The sequence below is a fragment of the Kitasatospora sp. NPDC085464 genome, from assembly GCF_044541955.1.
In the GTDB taxonomy this organism is placed as follows: domain Bacteria; phylum Actinomycetota; class Actinomycetes; order Streptomycetales; family Streptomycetaceae; genus Kitasatospora.
In genome coordinates, this window is the sequence record NZ_JBITTM010000049.1 from 20,949 (window position 1) to 37,339 (window position 16,391).

Sequence of the window (16,391 nt, forward strand, 5' to 3'; positions counted from 1 at the left end):
CAACGCGTTGCCGCCGGCACCCCCCGAACAGGAGGGGGCCGGCGGCGGTGTCCGGGCGGGCCGTCGGTCAGCGCTTGGGGCGCCAGACGACGAGGGCGCTGGACTGGGGGGTGGGCGGCTGGTACGGGACGAGGTCGCGGCGGTAGGAGGCGTGGACGGCGGCCTCGCGCTGCTGGAGGGCGGTGGCGGCGCCTTCCAGGGAGTCGACCAGTTCTGCGACGCGGGACTGCAGGGCGGTGACCTGGTTCTCCAGCTCGATGATCCGCTTGATGCCCGCCAGGTTGATGCCTTCGTCCTGGGAGAGCCGCTGGACCTCGCGCAGCTGCTGGATGTCGCGGGCCGAGTAGCGGCGGCCGCGGCCGGCGGTGCGGTCTGGGCAGACCAGGCCGAGGCGGTCGTACTGGCGCAGGGTCTGCGGGTGCAGGCCGGACAGTTCGGCGGCCACGGAGATGACGTACACCGGGGTGTCCTCGGTGAGGACGTACGGCGGTGCGGCCGAGGGGGCCCGGCGGGTGCGGCGGGTGCCGTCCCCGGGCAGGCCTTCGCCGACGCCGGGGCCGATCGATCCACCGGGGTTGACCGGGTTGATCGGATTCATCGGGGACATCTGGTCGTCACGCTCCCTTCGCCGCCCGGAAGAGGGCTGCTCGCGGATCGTCGGAGGCGGTGGCCTCGCGGTACTGCTCCAGGGCGTCCAGCGCGTCGCCGCTGACGTGCTGGGGGACCACGACCTCGACGGTGACGAGGAGGTCGCCGCGGGTGCCGTCCTTGCGGGTGGCGCCCTTCCCGCGGGCGCGCATGGTGAGGCCGTTGGCGCTGCCCGGGGGCAGCTTGAGCTTCACGGAGGGCCCGCCGAGGGTGGGTACTTCGATGGTGGCGCCGAGGGCCGCCTCGGGGAAGGTGACCGGGACGGTCACGGTGAGGTTGTCGCCCTTGCGCCCGAAGACCGGGTGCGGGTCGACGTGCACGGTGACGTAGAGGTCGCCGGGCTGGCCGCCGCGTTCGCCCTGGGCGCCCTTGCCCTTGAGCCGGATCCGCTGGTCGGCGTGGACGCCGGCCGGGATGCGGACCTGCATGGTGCGGGCCGAGCTGGCCCGGCCGCTGCCGTGGCAGTCGGTGCACGGGTCGTCGACGATCATGCCCCGGCCGCGGCAGTCCTTGCACGGCTCGGAGAGCGCGAAGGCGCCCTGGCCGCGGCTGACGGTGCCCGCGCCGACGCAGGTGGGACAGACCCGCGGGGTGGTGCCGGACTTGGCGCCGGTGCCGTTGCAGGTGCGGCAGGGGGCCTGGCTGGTCATCCGCAGCGGGACGGTCGCGCCGTCGACCGCCTCCTCGAAGGAGAGGGTCACCTCGGTCTCGACGTCGGCGCCGCGCCGCGGCTGGGCCTGCCGGGTGCCGCCGCCGCGGTTGAACAGGCCGCCGAAGACGTCGCCGAGCCCGCCGCCGGCGGCGCCGCCGCCCTGGCTGCCGCTGAAGAGGTCGCCGAAGTCGAAGCTGTAGCTGCCGGTGCCGCCGGGGCCGCCGCCGGCCCGGAAGCCGCCGTTGGCGAAGAGGCTGCGGGCCTCGTCGTACTCCTTGCGGCGCTTCTCGTCGGAGAGGACGTCGTACGCCTCGGAGATGTCCTTGAACCGCTCCTCGGCCTTGCTGTCACCCTTGTTGGCGTCGGGGTGGAACTCGCGCGCGAGCTTGCGGTAGGTCTTCTTGATCTCGGTGGCGGTGGCGTCCTTGGGCACGCCGAGGACCTTGTAGTAGTCCTTCTCCACGTAGTCCTTACCGCTCACGGCTTGAGCCACCTCCCGAGTCCATCGTCACTGTGCTGTCAACAGCAGCAGAACGCAACGCCGTTGACAGCGCGCTGCGGAGCCGGCCGCCGTACTGGCCGGCGTACGACTCCGCAGCGCACTGGTTGTCAGCTGTCACAGGTTGTCAGCTGTCCGAGCCACCGTCGGACTTGTCCGCGTCGCCCGACTTGGCGTCGGTGTCGGCGGCCGTCTGGCTGCCCGGCTGGGGCTCCGCGACGGCGACCATCGCCGGGCGGATGATCCGCTCGCCGATGCGGTAACCGGGCTGGAGGATCTGGACGCAGGTGTCCTCGGTGACGTCCGAGGAGTAGCTGTGCATCAGCGCCTCGTGCATGGTCGGGTCGAAGGGCTCGCCCTCCTTGCCGAACTGCTGCAGGCCCAGCTTGGCGACGACCGTCTCCAGCGAGTCGGAGACGGACTTGAAGCCGCCGGTGACCTCGCCGTGCTCGCGGGCGCGGCCGATGTCGTCCAGGACCGGGATCAGGGACTCCAGGATGTTGGAGACCGCGATCTCGCGGACGGTCAGCCGGTCGCGCTCGACCCGCTTGCGGTAGTTCTGGTACTCGGCCTGCAGACGCTGCAGGTCGCCGGTGCGCTCGGCCAGTTCGCGCTTGGCGGTGGCGAGCTCCTCCGAGGCGCCCTCGGCGGCACCGGCCGCCGCGGCTTCCTCGGCGGCCTTGATCACGGCCTCCTCGGCGGCGGAGTCGTCGCCGGGCTTGCCGCCCCGCGGCTTGTCCGTCATGCCGACGCACCGCCCTTGGGCTTCTCGTCGTCCACGATCTCGGCGTCGACGACGTCGTCCTCGGCCTTGGCCTGGGCGGAGTCACCGGCACCGGCCGCACCGGCGGTGGCGTCGGCGTTGGCGTACAGCGCCTGGCCGAGCTTCTGCGCGGTGGTGGAGACCTTCTCCGAGGCCTCGCGGATCTTCGCGATGTCCTCGCCCTTCAGGGCCTCCTTGAGCTCGCCGATGGCGGTCTCGACCTCGGTCTTGACGTCGGCCGGGAGCTTGTCGGAGTTGTCCGCGATGAACTTCTCGGTCGAGTAGACGAGCTGCTCGGCGGAGTTGCGGGTCTCGACGGCCTCGCGGCGCTTGTGGTCGTCCTCCGCGTACTGCTCGGCCTCGCGGCGCATGCGGTCGACCTCGTCCTTCGGCAGCGAGGAGCCGCCGGTGACGGTCATCTTCTGCTCCTTGCCGGTGCCGAGGTCCTTCGCGCCGACGTGCATGATGCCGTTGGCGTCGATGTCGAAGGTGACCTCGATCTGCGGCAGGCCGCGCGGCGCCGGCGGCAGGCCGGTCAGCTCGAACATGCCGAGCTTCTTGTTGTACGCGGCGATCTCGCGCTCGCCCTGGTAGACCTGGATCTGCACGGACGGCTGGTTGTCCTCGGCCGTGGTGAAGATCTCGGAGCGCTTGGTCGGGATCGTGGTGTTGCGCTCGATCAGCTTGGTCATGATGCCGCCCTTGGTCTCGATGCCGAGGGACAGCGGGGTGACGTCCAGCAGGAGGACGTCCTTGACCTCGCCCTTGAGGACACCGGCCTGGAGCGCGGCGCCGATGGCGACGACCTCGTCCGGGTTGACGCCCTTGTTGGCGTCCTGGCCGCCGGTCAGCTCCTTGACGAGCTCGGCGACGGCCGGCATGCGGGTCGAGCCGCCGACGAGGACGACGTGGTCGATCTCGGAGAGCGAGATGCCGGCGTCCTTGATGACGTTGTGGAACGGGACCTTGCAGCGCTCCAGCAGGTCCGTGGTCAGCTGCTGGAACTGGGCCCGGGTGAGCTTCTCGTCCAGGTGCAGCGGGCCCTCGGCGGAGGCCGTGATGTACGGCAGGTTGATCGAGGTCTCGGAGGACGAGGACAGCTCGATCTTGGCCTTCTCGGCGGCCTCGCGCAGACGCTGCAGGGCCATCTTGTCCTTGGACAGGTCGACGCCGTGGCCGGACTGGAAGACCTTGACCAGGTGGTCGACGACGCGCTGGTCCCAGTCGTCACCACCGAGGTGGTTGTCACCGTTGGTGGCCTTCACCTCGACGACCCCGTCGCCGATCTCCAGGAGGGAGACGTCGAAGGTGCCGCCGCCGAGGTCGAAGACCAGGATCGTCTGGTCGTCCTTGTCGAGGCCGTACGCGAGGGCGGCCGCGGTCGGCTCGTTGACGATGCGCAGGACGTTGAGGCCCGCGATCTCACCGGCCTCCTTGGTGGCCTGGCGCTCGGAGTCGTTGAAGTACGCCGGGACGGTGATGACGGCGTCGGTGACGGTCTCGCCCAGGTACGCCTCGGCGTCGCGCTTCAGCTTCTGCAGCACGAAGGCCGAGATCTGCTGCGGGTTGAAGTCCTTGCCGTCGATGTTGATCTTCCACCCGGTGCCCATGTGGCGCTTGACCGAGCGGATGGTGCGGTCGACGTTGGTGACCGCCTGGCGCTTGGCCACCTCGCCGACCAGGACCTCGCCGTTCTTCGCGAAGGCGACGACGGACGGCGTGGTCCGAGCGCCCTCGGCGTTCGTGATGACGGTGGGCTCGCCACCCTCCAGAACGCTGACGACCGAGTTCGTCGTGCCGAGGTCGATGCCGACCGCGCGTGCCATCGTAGATACCTCCACGGAAGAGTTGAGCTTTACAGGCTCAAGGATGCATGACCCGGCGGGCAGCGTCAACAGCTATGAGCGGGCATCGCTCAACTTTGCTGAGCGTCACCGCGCGGCGGGGCCGTTGCGGGGCCGGCCCGGGCCGGTGGAGTGCCGGTCCGCCCGGACGGCGGGCGGGGCGCCGTCGTGGCGCGGCTGCGACCGCGTGACTGCCGCCATAGCTTGGGAATCTTCTGGAGAAGTGTTGGCGACCGGTATTGTCCGGGCCGTCGGCCCGGCAAGTTACCCACCAGTACAATCGAAGCCGACAACCGTGGAACACAGAGACCGCTCAACCGCAAAGCCGCAGGAGACGGAGAGCCGATGCAGCTAGCAGCGATCGTCATCTCGCTGGTCACGTTCGTGATCGGCACCGCGCTCGCCGCCCGTGCGGCGCTGTACATCTACAAGGTGGTGCGCACAGGTGCGCAGGACTCCACCCGCTTCGGGCAGCCCGCCCAGCGGGTGAAGACCGTCGCGACCGAATTCGTCGGTCACACCAGGATGAACCGCTGGGGGATCGTGGGCATCGCCCACTGGTTCGTCGCCGTCGGCTTCTTCAGCCTGGTGCTGACCATCGTCAACGCCTTCGGCCAGCTGTTCGACGCCGACTTCGCGCTGCCGATCATCGGCCACTGGATGATCTGGCAGCTCTTCGTCGAGCTCGTCGGCACCCTGACCACGCTGGGCATCCTGGTCCTGATCGTGATCCGGCTGATGAGCCTGCCGTCGCGCTCCGGCCGCAAGTCCCGCTTCGCCGGCTCGATCGCCTGGCAGGCCTTCTACGTCGAGTACACGATCCTCGGCATCGGCCTCTGCATCCTGATGCTGCGCGCGCTGGAGGGCGCCCTCAACGGCGTCGACTCGTACGGTCCGGAGCACCTGGTCTCGTACCCGCTCGTCACCGCCCTCAGCGGGCTGTCGCACGGCACGCTGGAGAACCTGATCTACCTGTTCGCGATGCTGAAGATCTGCATCTCGTTCGCGTGGGCGACCACCATCGGCCTCAACCCCTCGATGGGTGTCGCCTGGCACCGGTTCCTCGGCTTCTTCAACATCTACTTCAAGCGCGAGGAGGACGGCGGCACCGCGCTCGGCGAGCTCCGTCCGATGACCAGCAACGGTCAGCCGATCGACTTCGAGGACCCGGCCGACGACGCCGTCTTCGGCGTCTCCCAGGTCGAGCACTTCTCCTGGAAGGGCATCCTCGACTTCTCCACCTGCACCGAGTGCGGCCGCTGCCAGTCGCAGTGCCCCGCCTGGAACACCGGCAAGCCGCTCTCGCCGAAGCTGCTGATCATGAGCCTGCGCGAGCACGCCTACGGCAAGGCCCCGTACCTGCTGGCCGGCGGCGGCAAGGACATGGAGGGCAACGAGCAGGCCACCTCCGAGCAGCTGAAGGACGTCCCGGCGGCCGCCCTGGCCGAGGCCGAGCGCCCGCTGATCGGCACCGCCGAGGAGAACGGCGTCATCGACCCGGACGTCCTGTGGTCCTGCACCACCTGCGGCGCCTGCGTCGAGCAGTGCCCGGTGGACATCGAGCACGTCGACCACATCGTCGACATGCGCCGCTACCAGGTGATGATCGAGAGCAACTTCCCGACCGAGGCCGGGACGATGCTCAAGAACCTGGAGAACAAGGGCAACCCGTGGGGCCTGGCCACCAAGGCGCGCCTGGACTGGGTCAAGGAGCTCAAGAAGGAGACCGGCATCGAGGTGCCGGTGATCGGCGAGGACATCGACCCCGCCGAGGTCGAGTACCTCTACTGGGTCGGCTGCGCCGGCGCCCTGGAGGACCGCGCCAAGAAGACCACCAAGGCCTTCGCCGAGCTGCTGCACACCGCGGGCGTGAAGTTCGCCATCCTCGGCAAGGAGGAGACCTGCACCGGTGACTCCCCGCGCCGCCTGGGCAACGAGTTCCTCTTCCAGATGCTCGGCGCGCAGAACGTCGAGACGCTGAACGCCGCGCTGGAGGACGCCCCGACCAAGCGGATCGTGGCCACCTGCCCGCACTGCTTCAACACCATCGCCAACGAGTACCCGCAGCTCGGCGGGCACTTCGAGGTGATCCACCACACCCAGCTGCTGCAGCACCTGATCGACGAGGGCAAGCTCGTCCCGGTCAACCCGGTCGAGGGCCTGATCACCTACCACGACCCCTGCTACCTGGGCCGCCACAACAAGGTCTACAGCCCGCCGCGCGAGATCATGGACAAGGTCCCGGGTCTGCGCCAGCAGGAGATGCACCGCCACAAGGAGCGCGGCTTCTGCTGCGGCGCCGGCGGTGCCCGGATGTGGATGGAGGAGCGCATCGGCAAGCGGATCAACACCGAGCGCGTGGACGAGGCGCTGTCGCTCAACCCCGACATCGTCTCCACCGCCTGCCCGTTCTGCCTGGTGATGCTCTCCGACTCGGTGAACGGCAAGAAGAACGAGGGCGCGGCCAAGGAGAACCTGAAGGTGGTCGACGTGGCCCAGCTGCTGCTCGACTCGGTGAAGGCCACCCCGCCGGCCGAGGCCGAGGAGCGGCCCGCGACGGTGGACGCCTAGCCGTTCACCGGCCGAAAGCCCGCTGTTCGACAGTTCTGCTACAACTGCCCGGCCCGGTGGACGCCGCCAACGCGCCCACCGGGCCGGGCTTTTGGGCGGTTGCGGAGGCGCGCGGCGTCACCGGCCGCGGGCGGCGAGTGATCTCCGTCGCACAGGCGCCGGACGGGCATTCGGTTGGAAGGAAATACAGTAGGCGCCGGACCGGCTCCGTGCCGGTCGACCCGCGCCGGACACAAGGCCGGACGGGTGCCGACCCGCGCCGGCCGGACGGGTCCGGAAGACCGACTGCAGAACACCGATTCCAGAACACCGACTCCAGAACACCGACGGAGGCACCGGCCGCCGGGCCGGGCCGCAGAGACCACAAGGGGAACAGCGCAGACCATGACCGAGGCGATCATGCTGGTCGGTGGTAAGGGCACGCGACTGCGTCCGCTGACCACCCACACCCCCAAGCCCATGCTGCCGGTGGCAGGCGTCCCGTTCATCGCGCACCAGCTGGCCCGTGCGGCCGCCGCCGGCGTCACCCGCGTCGTGCTGGCCACCTCGTACCTGGCCGAGGTGTTCGAGGACCACTTCCAGGACGGCACGCCGTACGGCATCGAGCTGGTCTACCTGACCGAGCGCGAACCGTTGGGCACCGGCGGGGCCATCCGCAACGCCGCCTCCGGCCTGACCTGCGGCCCCGACGAGCCGGTCCTGGTCTTCAACGGCGACATCCTCTCCGGCCTGGACATCGCCGCCCTGCGCGACGGCCACGTGGCCGCCGGGGCCGACGTCACCCTGCACCTCACCCGGGTCGAGGACCCGCGCGCCTTCGGCCTCGTCCCGACCGACGAGAACGGCCGGGTGCTGGAGTTCCTGGAGAAGCCGGAGACCCCGGAGCAGATCGTCACCGACCAGATCAACGCCGGCTGCTACGTCTTCACCCGGTCCGTGATCGACCGCATCCCGGCCGGCCGCGAGGTGTCCGTCGAGCGCGAGACCTTCCCCGAGCTGCTGGCCACCGGCGCCCTGCTGCGCGGCGTCGTCGACACCTCGTACTGGCTGGACCTCGGCACCCCGGCCGCGTTCGTCCGCGGCTCCGCCGACCTGGTGCTCGGCAAGGTCGACTCCCCGGCCGTCCCCGGTCCGACCGGCGACGCCCTGCTGCTGCCCGGCGCCACCGTCCACCCGGGCGCGGTGCTCAGCGGCGGCAGCGTGGTCGCCGAGGACGCGGTGGTCGAGGCCGGCGCGATCGTCGAGGGCAGCGTCATCCTGCCCGGCGCGGTGATCGGCCCGGACACCCTGGTCAAGGACTCGATCGTGGGCGCCTTCGCGACCATCGGCGACCGCTCGGCGCTGGACGGCGCGGTGATCGGCGACGGCGCGATCGTGGAGTCGGACAACGAGCTGCCGAACGGCATCCGGATCGCCTGCGGCACCCTGCTGCCGGTCGGCGCCGTCCGCACCTCGGCCGGCCCGGGCGGCTGCCCGGCCGGCACCAGCGCGGCGGCGGCGGTGCACGGGCCGTCGGTCACCGCGCAGCGGTAGCACCGGCTCCGCGGGAGCCCCGCCGCCCTTCGGCCGTCCGGTTCGCCCGGTCGTCCGGCGGCCCGCCCACGGGTGGGGCGGGGGCGGCTTTCGGCCCCGTTCGTCTCAGCCTCGCTGCAAACCGGCCCCGGCTCCGTCCGGGGCCGACGCGCGTTGGGCCGGACGGGTACCTTCAGAGCGTGGCTGGTAATCGATACGACAGCGGTCAGGGCGCCGACCGTCCGCACGGCGGGTGGTCGGCCCCACCGCCGCCGGCGGGGGCGCCCGGGGGGCACGGGCGGACGGACGGGCCGGAGTACTTCACGGCTCCGCACCCGGGAACCGCAGGTGGACCGGGGGGCACGGCCGACGACGGGTACGACCCGTACGCGGCCGACCGGCCCGGGAGCACCCGCGCCTTCCCGACGGGCGCCCCGTACGCGGGCGGCGGCCCGTACGGGCAGGAACCGCAGCACCAGGGCTACTACGACCAGGGGTACCACCCGGACCAGGGGCAGTACGGGCAGTATCCGCCCGACGGCTACGCCCCCGACGGCTACGGGCAGCAGCCGCCGTACGAGCACCAGGCGTACGAACAGCAGCAGCCGCCGTACGGCCAGGACAACGTCGCCGTCTACCGGGCCGGCGGCCAGTCCGCCCCGCAGGCGACCGGCCCCCGGCCGCAGTGGCGCGAGCTGTTCGTCGGCCTCTTCCGCAGCCCGACCGCGATGTTCGACCGCACCCGCGACCACCAGGTCTGGCTGCCCGCCCTCACCGTCTCCCTGCTGTACGGGGCGCTCGCGGTGCTCGGCATCGGGCTGACCCACGACGACATCGTCAACTCCACCTTCACCGTGGCGCTGACCGGCATCCTCGCCGCCGCCATCGGCTTCACCGTGGCCGGCGCGGTCTTCGGCGGGGTCACCTACGCCCTGGCCCGCCAGCTCGGCGGCGACGGCCCGTGGAAGGCGACGGTCGGCCTGGCCGCGCTGATCGGCTGGCTGACCGACGCGCCCCGGCTGCTGCTCGCCCTGGTGCTGCCCTCCGGCAGCGCCGTCGTCCAGGTCGTCGGCTGGGCGACCTGGGCGCTCTGCGCGTTCCTGCTGACCGGCATGGTCCGTCGGCTGCACGACCTGCCCTGGGGCAAGGCGGCCGGCGCCGCGGCGCTGCAGCTGCTCGCCCTGCTGGTGCTGATCAAGCTGCCGACACTGGGCTGACGGGCGAAGGGCAGAATGGTGGACGGGCCGCGGCCGAGCGCCGGGGCCCGTCCACCCTCTTCGCCCCACGTCCACCGGAGCCAGGCATGACCCTCCCCACCACCCACGTCAGCTTCCCGGCCGGGGCGGTGACCGGCGAGTCCCCGGTGCTCGCGGTGCACCCGCTGGCCGACGGCCGGTACGCCGTCGTGACCGGCGCGACCCCGTTCCACCCGCTCGACCACACCTGGCCCGACCAGCCGGCCGACCTCGGCACCCTGACCGTGGACGGCACCGAGCTGGCCGTGGTCGACTGCCTGACCGGCGCCGTCGGCCCGGACGACGACGCGCTGCTGGTCGGCGCCGACATCCCGGTCCGGCGCGGCGACGAGGAGTGGTCCTGGCTGGTCCTGCACGTCCTCGACACCGACCCCGGCGACATCGTCGGCCGCACCGCGGCGCTCGCCGTCGACGCCGACCGCCGGGGCGCCCTCAGCGCCTCGCACAGCGGCTGCCACCTGCTCGCCCTCGCCCTCAACGCCGCGCTCGCCCCGCGCTGGCGCAAGGACCCGGGCCGCTCGGACGCCTTCGGCAACCCGGACTTCGACAGCCTCGCCATGGCGAGCTCGGTCATGGACACCCAGGCCAGCACCGACACCTACCGGCTCGGCAAGTCGCTGAAGAAGAAGGGCTTCACGGCGGACGCCACCGAGGAGTTCCCCGCCCTGGCCGACGCCCTGCCCGCCCTCACCGAGGACGTCAACGCCCGGCTCGCCGCCTGGGTCGCCGCCGACGCCCCGGTCCGCATCGAGGTCCCCGGCCCCGAGCTCACCGCCCGCCGGCAGTGGCACTGCGAGCTGCCCGAGGGCGGCGCGCAGATCTTCTGCGGCGGCACCCACCTGCACCACCTCGGCGAGCTGGCCGAGCTGCGCACCGAGCTGCGGCTGTCCGAGGACGGCACCGAGCTGGTCGCCGTCACCAGCCCCAAGCGGGCCTGAGAACGCCGCGGGCGGCCACCCCTCGCCCGAGGGGTGGCCGCCCGGCCTGCGTGCGCTCTGCTGGGTCCGGCAGGTCCGGCAGGTCCGCCGGGACCGTCGGGACTGCTGGGACCGCCAGGACCGCTGGGTCCTCGCCGTGTGCTCAGACCGCGCTGCGGTGGAAGTTCAGGTACGAGCGGGACGGCGTCGGGCCGCGCTGGCCCTGGTAGCGCGAGCCGTAGCGCTCCGAACCGTACGGGTGCTCCGACGGCGAGGAGAGGCGGAACAGGCAGAGCTGCCCGATCTTCATGCCCGGGTACAGCTTGATCGGCAGCGTCGCGACGTTCGACAGCTCCAGCGTCACGTGGCCGCTGAAGCCGGGGTCGATGAAGCCGGCCGTGGAGTGGGTGAGCAGGCCCAGCCGGCCCAGGCTCGACTTGCCCTCCAGGCGGGAGGCCACGTCCTCGGGCAGCGAGATGACCTCGTACGTCGAGGCCAGCACGAACTCGCCCGGGTGCAGGATGAACGCCTCGTCGCCCTCCGGCTCGACCAGCCGGGTCAGGTCCGGCTGCTCCTCCGAGGGGTCGATGTGCGGGTACTTGTGGTTCTCGAACACGCGGAAGAAGCGGTCGAGGCGCACGTCGATACTCGACGGCTGGATCATCGACGGGTCGAACGGGTCGATGACGACCCGGCCCAGGTCGATTTCGGTCCGGATGTCCTTGTCAGAGAGCAGCACGCTTCGAGGTTACGTGCAAGAAAGGGCCCCGGACGAATCCGCCCGGGGCCCCACTGCGTCCTCCTGGTCCTACCGCCGACCGTCAGGCCAGGAACTCCGCGGCCTCCAGCCGCATCGCCTGCGCCAGTTGCGGCTCCGACAGCTCCCGCACGTCGGCCAGCACCGAACTCCGCAGCCGTCCGCACTGCGGACAGCGGATCAACCGCCCGGGACCGAGCCGGCCCGGACCGAGGTTCTGCATCGGGAACGTGGTGGTGCTGAACAGGTGCCCCTCGGCACAACGAACGACGGCGCGCTGCTCCATCGATCCCCTTCCCATCCCTAACCCAGTACTCACCCGTACTCACGCGCCCCGGCGGCCGAGCCCCGGGACAGCGTCACATTAGGGGATGTTCCGGACATTCCTCGCCGTGGCTCGCCGCCCCCGACCCCGCCCACCGGAGCGCTCGTACGCGGCCCACACAGTACGCCTCCGGACCCGCCCCCACCCCGCTCCGCCGCGCCCCCGGATCCCTCGTGCAACCGCAGTCACGGATGGGGTACAGTGGCACTGGATCGAGCGGTCTCTGACGGCTCATCAGGCGGGCGTAGTTTAATGGTAGAACATGAGCTTCCCAAGCTTAGAGCGCGAGTTCGATTCTCGTCGCCCGCTCCAGCAGTAAAGGCCCAGGTCAACGACCTGGGCCTTTTGCATTGTCCGGACCGATCCGACCCCGCCGTGCCGGGCCCGTGCCGGATCGGGGCCGGATCCGGGCCGGAACGCGCCTGGGGCGGCGGCCGCCCCCCGGGCGGGGCCGCGGCGAGGGACGACCACGGCGGCGTTGCTGCCGTCGGAGATCCCGGCCCGCTGTCGAGGCTCCCGACGCTGCCGTCGCCGGCCGGGGTCGACGGGTACAGGAGCTGAACCATATGCACCTTTGTGGCGTCTTCTGCCCCAACACCCATCCTGATCAAGGAGCTCCCCGCCGTGGACGTCCACCCCGTCACCGCCCTGTTCCCGATGCTCGGCCCCGACGAACTCCTCGACCTCGCCGAGGACATCGAGTCCAACGGTCTGACCGAGCCCGTCGTCCTGGACGAGGACGGTGTCCTCCTGGACGGCCGCAACCGCGTCGCCGCCTGCGAACTGGCCGACGTCGAAGTCCGTTTCACCATCTATCAGGGCGACGACCCGGTCGGCCTGGTCGTGTCCGCCAACCGTCACCGCCGGAACACCAACCCCGGCCAGCGCGCCATGATCACCGCGATGGCGCGCTCACTCTCACAGCACTCCTTCCCCTCCGCCATCGCCCGCCACGGCATCAACCTCACCCGCCTGTCCATCGCCACCACCGTGCTCGAACACGCCCCCGACCTCGCCGAACAGGTCCGCGCCGGCACCCTTTCCCTGAACGCCGCCTACACCACCGCCCGTAGACGCAAGGCCGATGCCAAGGCCCTCCTCGCCCAGCACGCACGGCTGCGTCGGCAGGCCCCCGACCTCGCCGAGCAGGTCATCACCGGTCACCTCGGCCTCACCGAGGCCACCGCGGCCCTCGACGCCCGGCACGAGGAGGAGCACCTCCGCAGGCGTGTCGAGGAGATCGACGCCATCCGCCTCGCCGACGGCGACACCGAGCCCTCCTTCGCCCGGGCCGTCGAACGCGGCGACACCGACTGGCGCCACGCCCACGAGCGCGCGGAGCGGTACCTCGCCCAGCGTCACGACGCCATCCGCCAGATCCAGCAGGGCCTGGCCGGCATCGCCGAAGCCTGGAGCGCCGTCCAGGAGCTCGCTCACCACCCGCGGAGCCCGTACGCCCGGGAAGTCCTCAAGGGCCTCACCGGTCCGGCGCGTGCCCTCGCCAACCGTCTCATCGCCCTCGAAGCCGCTTGCGCCATGGGTGGTGCGTGACGCGGCATCTCGCCGTCCGCACGGCCACGGTGGGGATCCGACGTCCTACGGGCGGAACCCGCGCACCCGCGCGGTGCTGACCGCGCTTCAGCCCGCCGACGCGGGAGCGATCCTGCGTCGGCCGGCTGAAGCGCGGCCGGGGCGTCCGTCAGCCGAGGAGCACCGCATCCGGGTACGTCTGCACCGGTTCGAACGGCTCGAACGGGTGGCCTTCTGCGTCGTCCGCGTGGGGGGCCGGTTCCGGGGAAAGCCCGGTCGGGGGTGGGGTGTGCGTCCTAGGATCGGCGGATGACCGATGCGACCGCGCAGCAGCTGCGCGTTCTTCCCGAGGCCCTGTGCGTCGAGCGGCCGGCCGATGAGGCCTCGGCCCTGGCGTCGGCGTGGATCTCGCTGGTCCGGGCGCCCGAGGGGCTGACCGTGGTGCGTGTGGTGGACGAGCGGGTGGACGGTGCGTCCGTCGAGCGGTGGAGGGCGCTGTACAGCGGCGACGAGGCCCACGGGCTCGACCTGCCGGGTGTGCTGTCGCGGCTGCTCGCGCCGTTGGCGGCGGCCGGAGTGCCGGTGTTCGTGGCGTCGACGTTCAACGCGGACCTGGTGCTGGTGCCCGCGGAGCGGCTCGCCGGGGCGGTGGAGGTGCTCCGGTCGGCCGGTCACCGCGTCGAGGGCTGAGCGGGACGGGCCGGGGCGACAGCCCGGCCGCCCCCTCGGAGGCCGGGCTGTCGGGTTCGGTCGGGCCCCGGCTCAGCGGTTGGCGAGCGCTTCGAGGGTGGGGACGAGGGCGGTCGGGGTGGGGAGGGCGGCGTTCTCGGCGCGGAGCCGGTGGGCGGTGTCGCGGAGGCCCTGGTCGGTGATGAGGCGGTCGAGGATGGCGGTGTCCACGGCGTCGGAGGCCGAGCTCAGGGCGGCGCCGGTCGCGGTGAGGGCCTCGGTGTTGATGAAGTGGTCCGCGCCCTGGGGGAGGAGCAGCTGGGGCAGGCCGGCCTGGAGGGCGGTCAGCATGGTGCCCGAGCCGCCGTGGTGGATCAGTGCGTCGGCGCGGTTGAGCAGTTCGTTCAGCGGGACCCAGGGCAGGCCGCGGACGTTGTCGGGCAGGGTGCCGAGCGGGGCGAGGTCGGCTCCGCCGACGGCGAGCGAGAAGTCGGCGTCGACCTCGGCCGCGGCCTCGACCAGGCGGACGACCGCCCGGACGCCGTCGAGCTCGGCGAGGACGGTGCCCAGGGTGACGACGATCCGCGGACGGTCTGCGGGGCGGAGGAACTCGGTCGGGACGACGCCGCCGCCGTTGTAGGGGATGTAGCGCATCGGCAGGCCGTCCGGGTCGCCGCCGAGCGGGCCGACGTTGAGCGCGGTGGAGGCGGCCGGGCCGGCCAGGCCGTGCCGCTCGTAGACGTCGGTGAAGTGGGAGGCGAGCAGGTCGCTCATCGGGAGGCCCGCGCTGACCCCGAAGTTGTTGATCACCGACGGGATCTTGAGCAGGGTCGCGACCAGCGGTGCGGCGGCCTGGAAGGAGTCGTGGACGAGCAGGTCGGCGCCCCAGTCGGTGGCGGCCTCCAGCAGCCCGTCGACGCCGGGGCGGGAGGCGTGCGCGAAGATCGCGGCCGCCATGTCGAAGATCTCTTCCTGCGGCTTGTCCGGGGAGACGTACTGGATCTTGCCTTCGAGGCGCTCCTCGAACAGTTCCCGCAGGCTCCTGCCGTCGCCGATCTCGACGATCGGGAAGCCCGCGCTGCGGAGCTGGTCGAGCGGCTGCCCGCAGGCGAACAGGACCTCGTGCCCGGCGGCGCGCAACGCCTGGGCGGTCGGGACCATCGGGAAGAGGTGACCGGCCGCCGCGGGACCGGTGAAGAGTATGCGCATGGTGGACTCCTTGCCAATGAAGCTTACGAAGCAGTCTCACCTTTGAAGTTGACGTCCAGTCAATTTGATTCCAATCACCATGCGCGCTAATCAGCCGTTTTGATCAGGGGCTTGTCTCCCGGGCGGCGGTGTGCTCCCGTTCCTGCCTCCGCCGCCCGTGGTCCGTCGCCCGGTGCCCGGTGCCCGGTGCCCGTCGCCCGCTGCGCGCCGCTCATGCGGCGTCGAGGAACTCCCGGACGGTCTTGACGAACGCCTCGCCCTCCTCGGCGAACACGATGTGGCCGGTGTCGAACTCGGCGTAGACGCTGCCCGGGAGGGCGGCGTGCAGGCGCCGCGGGTTCTGCACCGGGACGGTGGCGTCCTGGGTGCAGCCGACCACCAGGGCGGGGGCCTGGACGTGGGGCAGCAGCGGGGTGAGGTCCAGGTCGAGGTCGAGGGCGACGTGCCGCAGGGTGCCGGGAGTCGGCTGCATGTAGGCGGCGTTGGCCTCGACCGCCTCGCGGCCGATCCGGTCGAGGAAGCCGCGGCTGAAGGCGGTGAGGGTGGCGTAGCCGCCGAACGCGGCCGGGTTGTCGGCGAGGGACAGCCAGGTGGCCATGGACAGGCGCATGTACTCGTCCTGTTCGGCGCTGATCCAGCCGGCGGCGGCGACCAGGCGGCGGACCTGGTCGGGGCGCTGGGCGGCGGCCGCGGTGGCGACGACGGCGCCGAGCGAGAAGCCGAAAACGTCGGCGGGGCCGCGCCCGGCGTCGTCGATCACGGCGTTGACCTGGGTGGCGAGGGTCTCCAGGGTCAGCGGGGAGCCGTCGTCCTCGGCGGCCTCGCTGCCGGAGAGGTCGGGCAGCAGCACGGTGTAGCGGTCCGTGAAGGAGTCCAGCAGGCCGTCCCACATGCCGGAGCCGGGGCCGGTGCCGTGGACCAGGACGAGGGTGTCGGGGCCGTCGCCGACGACGCGGTAGGGGATGCGGGCGGTGTCGACGGTGATGGTGGGCATGTCGGGGTCCTCTCGGAGTCGGTGGTGCCGGTGGGCGGCGGGGTGTTCCCGTCGGCGGCACGAGAAGTAAACTACACAGTGCAGGGCATTGATGCAACTGCACCGTGCAGTGCAGTTTGGGGTGTGGAAACGGTGGGGGATGGAACTGTCCGTACCCGTCCGCCGTCCAAGCAGTGACGGAATCCCAGCCCGGGTTGAACGCCGGGAGGAGTACGGAGGGCCCTGTGCAGTCAGGTGGTGCCGAA

The 16,391-nt window shown here is 71.5% G+C and carries 13 protein-coding genes, 1 tRNA gene and 1 pseudogene; 7 read left to right on the forward strand and 8 right to left on the reverse strand.

The features are described 5' to 3' along the window. Positions 1–67: 67 nt before the first annotated feature. The 4 genes from ACIGG8_RS33955 to dnaK form a co-directional block, all read right to left on the reverse strand. Positions 68–607 carry a heat shock protein transcriptional repressor HspR gene (locus ACIGG8_RS33955; protein ID WP_350519656.1) on the reverse strand — a complete coding sequence of 180 codons (540 nt, stop codon included), beginning with the start codon at positions 605–607 and terminating at the stop codon, positions 68–70. Between the two features lie 7 nt (positions 608–614). Further along, on the reverse strand, positions 615–1,781 hold the full coding sequence (gene dnaJ / locus ACIGG8_RS33960; protein ID WP_350519657.1) for a molecular chaperone DnaJ: 1,167 nt from the start codon (positions 1,779–1,781) through the stop codon (positions 615–617). Positions 1,782–1,926: 145 nt separating this feature from the next. Beyond that, positions 1,927–2,544 carry a nucleotide exchange factor GrpE gene (grpE, locus tag ACIGG8_RS33965; protein ID WP_396552485.1) on the reverse strand — a complete coding sequence of 206 codons (618 nt, stop codon included), beginning with the start codon at positions 2,542–2,544 and terminating at the stop codon, positions 1,927–1,929. Further along, the gene (dnaK, locus tag ACIGG8_RS33970; RefSeq protein ID WP_350519659.1) at positions 2,541–4,388 is read right to left on the reverse strand and encodes a molecular chaperone DnaK; all 1,848 of its coding nucleotides are present in this window, start codon (positions 4,386–4,388) and stop codon (positions 2,541–2,543) included. Before dnaK ends, grpE begins: the two co-directional genes overlap by 4 nt. A 363-nt stretch (positions 4,389–4,751) precedes the next feature. Between dnaK and ACIGG8_RS33975 the strand changes: the two genes are divergently transcribed. The 4 genes and pseudogenes from ACIGG8_RS33975 to ACIGG8_RS33990 all read left to right on the forward strand — a co-directional run bounded on the left by ACIGG8_RS33975 (position 4,752) and on the right by ACIGG8_RS33990 (position 10,683). After that, complete coding sequence (locus tag ACIGG8_RS33975) at positions 4,752–6,977, forward strand: (Fe-S)-binding protein (protein WP_350519660.1); 2,226 nt, start codon at positions 4,752–4,754, stop codon at positions 6,975–6,977. A 384-nt stretch (positions 6,978–7,361) separates the two neighbouring features. Then, positions 7,362–8,435, forward strand: a pseudogene (locus ACIGG8_RS33980) (sugar phosphate nucleotidyltransferase); the annotation flags it as partial. 254 nt (positions 8,436–8,689) lie between these two features. Beyond that, a complete protein-coding gene (locus tag ACIGG8_RS33985) occupies positions 8,690–9,706 on the forward strand; it encodes a YIP1 family protein (protein WP_396552486.1) in 1,017 nt (338 codons plus the stop codon). A gap of 86 nt (positions 9,707–9,792) precedes the next feature. Next, entirely contained in the window at positions 9,793–10,683 is an 891-nt protein-coding gene (locus ACIGG8_RS33990; RefSeq protein WP_350519662.1) for a metal-dependent hydrolase, read from the forward strand. Positions 10,684–10,825: 142 nt separating this feature from the next. Here the strand turns inward: ACIGG8_RS33990 and dcd are convergent, their stop codons facing one another. Both dcd and ACIGG8_RS34000 read right to left on the reverse strand, forming a co-directional pair. Next, a complete protein-coding gene (gene dcd / locus ACIGG8_RS33995) occupies positions 10,826–11,401 on the reverse strand; it encodes a dCTP deaminase (RefSeq protein ID WP_350519663.1) in 576 nt (191 codons plus the stop codon). Positions 11,402–11,483: 82 nt separating this feature from the next. Further along, positions 11,484–11,705 carry a hypothetical protein gene (locus ACIGG8_RS34000; RefSeq protein WP_030056617.1) on the reverse strand — a complete coding sequence of 74 codons (222 nt, stop codon included), beginning with the start codon at positions 11,703–11,705 and terminating at the stop codon, positions 11,484–11,486. Between the two features lie 277 nt (positions 11,706–11,982). Here ACIGG8_RS34000 and ACIGG8_RS34005 point away from each other — a divergent pair. The 3 genes from ACIGG8_RS34005 to ACIGG8_RS34015 all read left to right on the forward strand — a co-directional run bounded on the left by ACIGG8_RS34005 (position 11,983) and on the right by ACIGG8_RS34015 (position 13,964). Further along, a tRNA-Gly gene (locus ACIGG8_RS34005) sits at positions 11,983–12,056 on the forward strand. Between the two features lie 312 nt (positions 12,057–12,368). Further along, complete coding sequence (locus tag ACIGG8_RS34010) at positions 12,369–13,295, forward strand: ParB N-terminal domain-containing protein (RefSeq protein ID WP_396552487.1); 927 nt, start codon at positions 12,369–12,371, stop codon at positions 13,293–13,295. 288 nt (positions 13,296–13,583) lie between these two features. Then, positions 13,584–13,964: an ACT domain-containing protein gene (locus tag ACIGG8_RS34015; RefSeq protein ID WP_396552488.1), complete on the forward strand. Its 381-nt coding sequence runs from the start codon at positions 13,584–13,586 to the stop codon at positions 13,962–13,964. Between the two features lie 72 nt (positions 13,965–14,036). On the opposite strand, the gene ACIGG8_RS34020 is transcribed toward ACIGG8_RS34015, so the two are convergent. Beyond that, positions 14,037–15,152, reverse strand: a complete 1,116-nt coding sequence (locus ACIGG8_RS34020; protein WP_350519666.1) for a nucleotide disphospho-sugar-binding domain-containing protein — start codon at positions 15,150–15,152, stop codon at positions 14,037–14,039. Positions 15,153–15,363: 211 nt separating this feature from the next. Next, the gene (locus tag ACIGG8_RS34025) at positions 15,364–16,146 is read right to left on the reverse strand and encodes an alpha/beta hydrolase (protein ID WP_350519667.1); all 783 of its coding nucleotides are present in this window, start codon (positions 16,144–16,146) and stop codon (positions 15,364–15,366) included. Positions 16,147–16,391: the final 245 nt, after the last annotated feature.

Excerpts from the sequence above, each read along its gene's own strand:
- grpE (WP_396552485.1), bottom strand. The coding sequence starts at position 2,544 with ATGACGGACAAGCCGCGGGGCGGCAAGCCCGGCGACGACTCCGCCGCC.
- ACIGG8_RS34015 (WP_396552488.1), top strand. The coding sequence starts at position 13,584 with ATGACCGATGCGACCGCGCAGCAGCTGCGCGTTCTTCCCGAGGCCCTG.
- ACIGG8_RS33975 (WP_350519660.1), top strand. The coding sequence starts at position 4,752 with ATGCAGCTAGCAGCGATCGTCATCTCGCTGGTCACGTTCGTGATCGGC.
- ACIGG8_RS33990 (WP_350519662.1), top strand. The coding sequence starts at position 9,793 with ATGACCCTCCCCACCACCCACGTCAGCTTCCCGGCCGGGGCGGTGACC.
- ACIGG8_RS34025 (WP_350519667.1), bottom strand. The coding sequence starts at position 16,146 with ATGCCCACCATCACCGTCGACACCGCCCGCATCCCCTACCGCGTCGTC.
- ACIGG8_RS34000 (WP_030056617.1), bottom strand. The coding sequence starts at position 11,705 with ATGGAGCAGCGCGCCGTCGTTCGTTGTGCCGAGGGGCACCTGTTCAGC.
- ACIGG8_RS33955 (WP_350519656.1), bottom strand. The coding sequence starts at position 607 with ATGTCCCCGATGAATCCGATCAACCCGGTCAACCCCGGTGGATCGATC.
- dnaK (WP_350519659.1), bottom strand. The coding sequence starts at position 4,388 with ATGGCACGCGCGGTCGGCATCGACCTCGGCACGACGAACTCGGTCGTC.
- ACIGG8_RS34020 (WP_350519666.1), bottom strand. The coding sequence starts at position 15,152 with ATGCGCATACTCTTCACCGGTCCCGCGGCGGCCGGTCACCTCTTCCCG.